The following is a 7741-nucleotide window of genomic DNA, read 5'->3' as shown; positions in this document are numbered from 1 at the left end:
CTTGGTATTCATCATCTTAATATTATATGGTCAACAAACTATGGACAAGAGAGGCTGTATTGTGTTTATTTGAAAAGCCTTTAGCCTCAAGCATAAATGTTGCATTAACAGCGATTTAAATTATTATTATTGGGCCATTTAGTCTATCAAATAGATTAGGAAATAATGAGATGAGTAAAGAGCTGGGTAGAGAAGAAAAATTGTTCAAAGGCTTCCCTTCCGTATCCAAGAACGAGTGGAAGGATCAGGTCGTAAAAGACTTAAAGGGAAAAGAGTTTGAAAAACTCATATGGAAAGGCTATGAGAATCTAAGCATTGATCCTTTTTATGCCAAAGAAGATTTAGAGAGCATTAATTATCTACTAAACTCTGATCTCAGATCAAACGATTGGACTATTAATCAAGAAATTAGCGCAGGTGAAGTTACAAACGCAAATGCGCTTGCCCAAAATGCTGTTTTAGGCGGAGCAAATGGAATAACATTTGTAATAAGAGAAGATGAAAGTGCCCAAAACATTTCTACTTTGTTAAATGGTATTGACCTTGAAAGTGTCCACATTCACTTTCAATCTGGCGGGGATTCACTAAAAGCCATAACAACTCTTATTGATGAAGCAAAAAATAGAGATTTCGATCTCAACAAAATACAAGGGTCTATTGACTTTGATCCGCTAGGAGATTTACTGCTGCAAGGAAAATCTCTGAAACAGCAAACAGATATTCTAAGCGAACTATCTAAAACTGCTCCGAACTTAGCTGATCATCTGCCAAAATTTAAAGCTCTAAAAATACACAGCTCACACTTTCAAAACTCAGGGGCATCTATAACTCAGGAGCTAGCATTTACTCTTTGTGCCGCAGTTGAATATATAGACCAGCTATCAGAATTGGGCATGGATATTGATAGAATATGTGAGCTCAGCACATTTTCGTTCTCTGTGGGTTCAAATTATTTTATGGAAATAGCTAAACTAAGGGCGGCAAGACTCCTATGGGCTCAGATAATAGAACAATATCCTGTTAAAAATGAACTCTCAAAACTTATGCATATAGAAGTTTCAAATTCCTCTTGGAATAAAACTATGTATGACCCCTACGTAAATCTTCTGCGGGGAACCGTTGAAGCTATGGCCGCATCTTTGGGCGGAGCTCATTCTATAACCATAAAACCATTTGATTCCGAACTAGACCAAGCTGATGACTTTTCACTTAGAATGGCGAGAAATACGCAGCTCATCTTGAAAAACGAATCATACTTAGAAAGAGTTTCAGACCCATCAGCCGGTTCTTACTATATAGAAAAACTAACCGACTCAATAGCTAAAGAGTCCTTGAGGCTATTTAAAGAGATAGAATCTACGGGCGGATTTTTGGAATCAATTAAGTCCGGCGCAATTCAAGATGCTATTGAAGAAACTAAAAAGCAAAAAGATATGAATATAGCTCTTAGGAAAGATACTATTTTGGGTGTAAATCAATATCCTAACCTACAAGAGACCATTTTAGATAAGATCAAACTTGATTCTAGTAGTTCAGATACACTAGCAGCTTCGGGTGATATTAAAACTCTAACTCCCTACAGAGGAGCTCAGGCTTTTGAGGAAATGCGTATTTTGACTGAAAGACACTTTGAGAGTACTGCTAAAAAACCAAAGGTTTTTCTGCTTACAATTGGAAACCCTTCAATGAGAACTGCCAGAGCTTCATTTAGTGCTAATTTCTTTGGCTGCGCAGGGTTTGAAATTATAAACAATATCGGTTTTGAATCAGCTGAAAACGGAGTAGATGCGGCAATAGAGAACGACTCTGATCTTGTCGTGATATGCAGCTCCGACAAAGAGTATCCTGAATTTGCACCTCAAATTTGCCAGCAGATTAAAGATAGAAAGCCGGAAATGATAGTGATAGTTGCAGGAAACCCCAAAGAGCATATAGATCAACTCAAAGAAGTAGGTGTTCAAGATTTTATTCATGTTAGGTCAAACGCTTTGGAAACGCTTTCAAAATATCAGAAACTTTTAGGCATTAGAGATTAAATGGGAGAACAGTATTGAGACCCGATTTTTCAAACATAGAACTTTCTCAAATTAAAATTGAACAAAGCTCAGAGAGTTCATCTAATGGCTGGGCTACGCCGGAGTCTATAGAGGTTAAATCCCAATACACGAACGATGATCTTCAAGAAATGGAGCATCTAAACTACGCTGCAGGTATTGCACCGTTTTTAAGAGGCCCTTATTCCACTATGTATGCGACACGTCCGTGGACTATAAGACAGTACGCGGGTTTCTCAACTGCAGAGGAATCAAACGCTTTTTACAGAAGAAACCTGCAAGCCGGTCAAAAAGGACTTTCTGTTGCATTTGATCTTCCCACACACCGAGGCTATGACTCTGATCATGAAAGAGTAGTTGGTGATGTTGGTAAAGCTGGCGTCGCAATAGATTCAATTTTGGACATGAAGATTCTTTTCGATCAGATACCGCTTGATGAAATATCTGTCTCAATGACTATGAATGGTGCAGTGCTTCCTGTAATGGCTTTTTATATAGTAGCTGCTGAAGAGCAGGGAGTTCCGCCAGAAGAATTAAGCGGAACAATTCAGAACGACATACTAAAAGAGTTTATGGTAAGAAATACATACATTTACCCCCCTGAGCCTTCTATGCGAATAATAGCCGACATATTTAAATACACCTCAGAAAATATGCCCAAGTTCAATTCAATAAGCGTAAGCGGCTATCACATGGAAGAGGCTGGAGCCTCATCAGATATTGAACTTGCATATACACTTGCCGACGGGCTTGAATATATAAGAGCAGGAATAGAGGCAGGAATGAATATAGATGATTTTGCCCCACGGATTTCTTTTTTCTGGGGAATCGGAATGAATCATTTTATGGAAATTGCCAAGATGAGGGCAGCCCGTATGCTGTGGGCAAAGATTGTAAAACAGTTTGATCCTAAAAACCCAAAATCACTTGCATTAAGAACCCACTGCCAGACCTCCGGCTGGAGTTTAACTGAGCAGGACCCATTTAATAATGCCGTAAGGACTTGTGTTGAAGCTCTTGCTGCCGCACTAGGTGGAACTCAGTCCCTTCATACGAATGCGCTTGATGAAGCGATCGCCCTTCCTACCGATTTTTCTGCTCGCATCGCAAGAAATACTCAGATATATCTTCAAGAAGAGACAAATATCTGCAAATCAGTAGACCCTTGGGCCGGCTCATACTATGTTGAATATCTCACCGATAGAATTGCACACAGGGCGTGGGAGCTTATTGAAGAAATTGAAGAGCTTGGCGGTATGGCAAAGGCAATAGATACCGGTATTCCAAAGATGAGAATTGAAGAAGCAGCTGCAAAAAAACAGGCCAGGATCGACTCTGAGCAGGACATCATTGTCGGGGTAAACAAGTACCAGGTGGAAGAGGAAGACCAGATAGAGATTTTAGAAGTAGATAACACCGCTGTTATGCGATCTCAAGTTGAAAGACTTCACAAACTTAAAGAAGAAAGAGACAGCGATGCAGTGGGTAAAGCCCTTGAAGCTATAACGAAATGCGCTGAAACTGGAGAGGGAAACCTACTTGATCTAGCAGTTGACGCTGCCCGAAAAAGAGCAACACTTGGAGAGATATCATACGCTTGCGAGAAAATCTTTGGCAGATACAAGGCTGTAATTCGTTCAATTTCAGGTGTATATTCTTCTGAAATGTCTGAGGATAAAGATTTTGTAAAAGCTAGAGAAATGGCAGACGAATTTGCAGCCCTAGAAGGTAGGCGGCCTCGAATTATGGTTGCCAAAATGGGCCAGGACGGCCATGATAGAGGAGCAAAAGTTATCGCTACAAGTTTTGCAGATCTAGGATTTGACGTTGACATCGGCCCTCTGTTCCAAACTCCAAAAGAGGCAGCAAAACAAGCAATAGAAAACGACGTTCATATAATCGGCATCTCAAGTCTGGCTGCGGGACACAAAACCCTAGTGCCAGATCTGATTTCAGAGTTAAAAAATGCTGACAGAGGCGACATCATGGTAGTTGCCGGCGGCGTAATACCAAAACAAGATTATGATTATCTATATGACTCAGGTGTAACGGCTATATTCGGGCCGGGAACAGTTATTTCCAAGGCCGCTCAAGATGTACTCAAGACATTGATAGGCAATTTAAAACAGACCGGCTAAAAGCTTGATGAGTAAATCAAACAAAAAAAAAGAACTCTCGTTAGATGATTACACTCAGGGCATATTAAACGGCGACCGCACTATTTTAAGCCAAGCGATAACACTTGTTGAGAGCACCCTCCCAAAACATAATGAACTTGCACAGAAAATAATTAGCCACTGCCTTCCACACACCGGAAATTCAACTAGGATAGGAATAACCGGGATACCAGGGGTAGGGAAAAGTACATTCATAGAAACATTTGGCCTATACTTAACCAACAATGAGAATAGATCTGTGGCTGTTCTGGCAATAGACCCAAGCAGTGAGCGCTCAAAGGGAAGCATCATGGGCGATAAGGTTCGAATGGAAAAACTTTCTATGCACCCTAAAGCTTTTATTAGACCCTCACCCACGGGGGGATCACTAGGCGGCGTGGCGAAGAGTACTAGGGAATCAATACTTCTTTGCGAAGCCGCGGGCTTTGATACGATTATTATTGAGACAGTAGGTGTGGGGCAGAGCGAGATTGCTGTTGAGTCAATGGTTGATTTCTTCTTGCTCCTTCTTCTTGCAGGCGCAGGGGATGAGATTCAGGGCATGAAACGAGGAATTATGGAGATGGCCGATACAGTTGCAATTACTAAAGCTGACGGTGACAACTTACAACGCGCACAACTTGCAAAAAAAGAGTTTGAAAATGCAATGTCTTTGTTCCCGGCAAAACCTGGAGGATGGGTTCCCAAAGTTACAACATGCTCTTCTTTAGAGAACAATGGCATAGATGATATATGGCAGATTATTTCCTTACATCAAGATCAAATGACCCAGAGCGGCATCTTAAATAATAAGAGAAAAGAGCAGCTCAAAAAGTGGATGCATGAGTCCATAGTGTATGGCCTTGAGCAGAATTTTTATTCTAAAGATGACATAGCCAAGGTAGTTTCAGAGCTCGAACAAGAAGTACAAAGCGGAGAAAAAAGCCCATTTAGTGCAGCACAGGAGCTTTTGAACTCTTACTTACAGAATTTCTCAAAATAACAAACCATCTAGACAATACTCCTCAAAACTGAAAAAATAGAGTTATATGGAAAAAGCGGCTAAATATGAAATAGACTCTATTTATCCAGAAGACCTGGACGAAATAGTATCTATAGAAAACGTAAGCTTTCCCTCTCCTTGGCCAAAGAGAATATTCGAGAGAGAGATCAAGGCTATGAACGCCTATAAAAGGGTGATCAGGTTCTCAGGCAGCGTTGTTGCATATATGGTCACCTGGACCATATATGATGAAGTCCATATTTTAAACATCGCAGTTCATCCTGACTTTAGGCAAATCGGGCTTGGCGAGATGCTGCTAAAAGACTGTCTTAGGTTTTCGAGGGACCAAGGACTAAAGTTAGCTATTTTGGAGGTGAGGGTCTCTAACAAGGGAGCAATAAAACTCTATGAAAAGATGGGATTTAAGACATTAAGAACAAGAAAAAAATACTACTCTGATACTGGCGAAGATGCGTACGTTATGATGTACGAAATTAACACAGACTAAGTTCTTCTCTCGACTATATACTCCGCCAATGCGTTTAGTGAGTTTTTGTAATCACTATCGGCAAGTGTTGAGATTGAATCTATTGCTTTTTCTATATAACTCTCTGCCATATCGTTAGTGAGCTTAACTCCTTGATAATTTCTTACAATCTCTCTCACATAATGCAGTTCATCATCTGTAAACTCGCCTTCTTTAGCAATAATCTCATTTACCTTAGCTTTCTCTGACTTAGAGGATTTTTGTATGGAATAGAAAAGAGGAAGCGTCATCTTACCCTCAATCAAGTCCTGCCCGACTGCTTTTCCGAACTCTTGCTCAGTTGAAGAGTAATCAAGCGCGTCATCAGTTAGCTGAAAGGCAATACCTATATTAAGACCATAATCTCCTAAAGATTTAATATGTGAAGGCCCCGCATCGGCCAATATGGCTCCCACCGCACCGCAGCTCTGAAGCAGTGATGCAGTTTTATTCTTGATGATGCCAAAACATATATCCTCTGTCATATCAACCATGCTATTTGAGCTCATCACCTCTAGCACCTGACCTTCTGCAAGCATTGCAGCAGCGTCAGTAATGGATTTTACTACTTCCAGATTCTGGCAAGCCTGTATCAAGCTTAGCGCCTTTCCCAGCATAAAATCTCCAACTAAAACAGTTGGTTTATTTCCCCAAACTATATTTGAAGATGGCTTCCCTCGTCTTAGAGTAGCTTCATCTACAACATCATCGTGGAGTAATGATGCCGTGTGTACTAATTCTAAAGCAGAGGCTCCATATATTCTTTCTTTGTCTTTAGTTAGACCACAGGCGCCGCTGGCTAGTAGAAGCACCGCAGGACGAAGCCTTTTGCCGCCGCTTCCTAGAAGATATTTTGATATTTCATATACCAATGGAACAGGGGACTGTATGCTGGACTCTAGCTCCTTCTCAACTAGCTCTAGATCATCGCTCACAACTGATATAATTTCAGAGAATTCCATGGCGGCTTTTAAGTTATCTGAAACCAGAAATATGTCAAAAGGTTCAGTACTTATTATAGTTTAATAATAGGCAGTTAGATTCAATATGTTAAAACAGCTTACCGTTTTCTTCTTCAATATCTTCTAATTCTGAATCTAGCTCATCCGGTGAGGGTAGCTCTAGGGTCTTTATTGTTCCAATAGAATTTCCTGCGATGCCTTTAATTGAGCCGTAGAGCATGTTTAGATTTTTGATAACCTTCTCGTTTTGTTTTTCCCTTTTCTTCCATATTGCCTCCATAGCTCTTCGCTCAGAATCAAGATCGTTCTGCATATCAATAAAGGCGTCAGCCATGTCTTTTATATGGTTTTTAAACTCCTCACTAGTAAGGTAGTCATATATTAAATTTAATTTATCGCCCTTATTATCCTGAGATACAGTTGCATCGCTTATTCGGATTATAGTTTCCCTTAAAACGTGTGAAAGCCCTTTAAAGCCTTGAAGGCTACACACCCAAATGTCATCTATCTGTCCCATAATGTCCATTCCGCTAGGCATTGTTTCTGTAACCAATACGCCGAACAATGCTCTCTCATCTCTCATATCAGCTTTCAATTTTTCTATCCAGGAATTCTGAAAATTCTTTGTGCGCTTACTCTCATAATAAATAGATCCGCACTCCTGGCTATATTCTGTGTTAACTATCTGAAGACAATCTGCCCCTCTTTTTCCTTTTTTTATTTCTTCAATAGAGTCAAGCGGGAAAGCGTTTTTTAAAAACTCTTCAATTGCGAGTTCCTGCACTTCCCCCTGAAGCTGCTGTGAGCCCTGCTCAGCTTTGCGCTGCGCCTCAGTCAACTTTGTATTTAGCTGATTTATTATTTGTTCTTTTTCGGATAATTTGAGCTCGTTTTTCTCCTGCTCTGACTTTTGAATTTTCTCTTTTTCAATTGCGAGCTGTTCATTTAGCTTGTGCTGTGCCTCTGCTTTGACTTTATCTTCAAGCTCATCCTTTTCCCTTTTTATTATCTCAATCTCTGCCTTAGTTTTATTAAAATCT

6 protein-coding genes are annotated in these 7741 nt (G+C 40.3%); 4 read left to right on the top strand and 2 right to left on the bottom strand.

Features of this window, described 5'->3' with window-relative positions; all coding sequences use genetic code 11:
* Positions 1–170: 170 nt before the first annotated feature.
* From AAF462_07950 to rimI, 4 genes are read left to right on the top strand one after another with little or no spacing between them, the layout of a single operon-like run.
* Positions 171–2036, top strand: a complete 1866-nt coding sequence (locus AAF462_07950) for a methylmalonyl-CoA mutase family protein (protein ID MEM7009049.1) — start codon at positions 171–173, stop codon at positions 2034–2036.
* A gap of 35 nt (positions 2037–2071) precedes the next feature.
* On the top strand, positions 2072–4192 hold the full coding sequence (scpA, locus tag AAF462_07945; GenBank protein MEM7009048.1) for a methylmalonyl-CoA mutase: 2121 nt from the start codon (positions 2072–2074) through the stop codon (positions 4190–4192).
* A 7-nt stretch (positions 4193–4199) separates the two neighbouring features.
* Positions 4200–5213 carry a methylmalonyl Co-A mutase-associated GTPase MeaB gene (gene meaB, locus AAF462_07940; GenBank protein MEM7009047.1) on the top strand — a complete coding sequence of 338 codons (1014 nt, stop codon included), beginning with the start codon at positions 4200–4202 and terminating at the stop codon, positions 5211–5213.
* 46 nt (positions 5214–5259) lie between these two features.
* Complete coding sequence (rimI, locus tag AAF462_07935; protein ID MEM7009046.1) at positions 5260–5721, top strand: ribosomal protein S18-alanine N-acetyltransferase; 462 nt, start codon at positions 5260–5262, stop codon at positions 5719–5721.
* Here rimI and AAF462_07930 read toward each other — a convergent pair.
* On the bottom strand, positions 5718–6701 hold the full coding sequence (locus tag AAF462_07930) for a polyprenyl synthetase family protein (GenBank protein MEM7009045.1): 984 nt from the start codon (positions 6699–6701) through the stop codon (positions 5718–5720). The genes rimI and AAF462_07930 overlap by 4 nt on opposite strands.
* Positions 6702–6789: 88 nt before the next feature.
* A partial coding sequence (locus AAF462_07925) for a DUF2130 domain-containing protein (protein ID MEM7009044.1) occupies positions 6790–7741 on the bottom strand: 952 nt, incomplete at its 5' end.

This window comes from Thermodesulfobacteriota bacterium (assembly GCA_039028315.1).
Taxonomy (GTDB): Bacteria; Desulfobacterota_D; UBA1144; order Nemesobacterales; family UBA2774; genus CR02bin9.
Note: the sequence above shows the minus strand (reverse complement) of the source record. Positions and strands in the feature narration are given on the sequence as shown.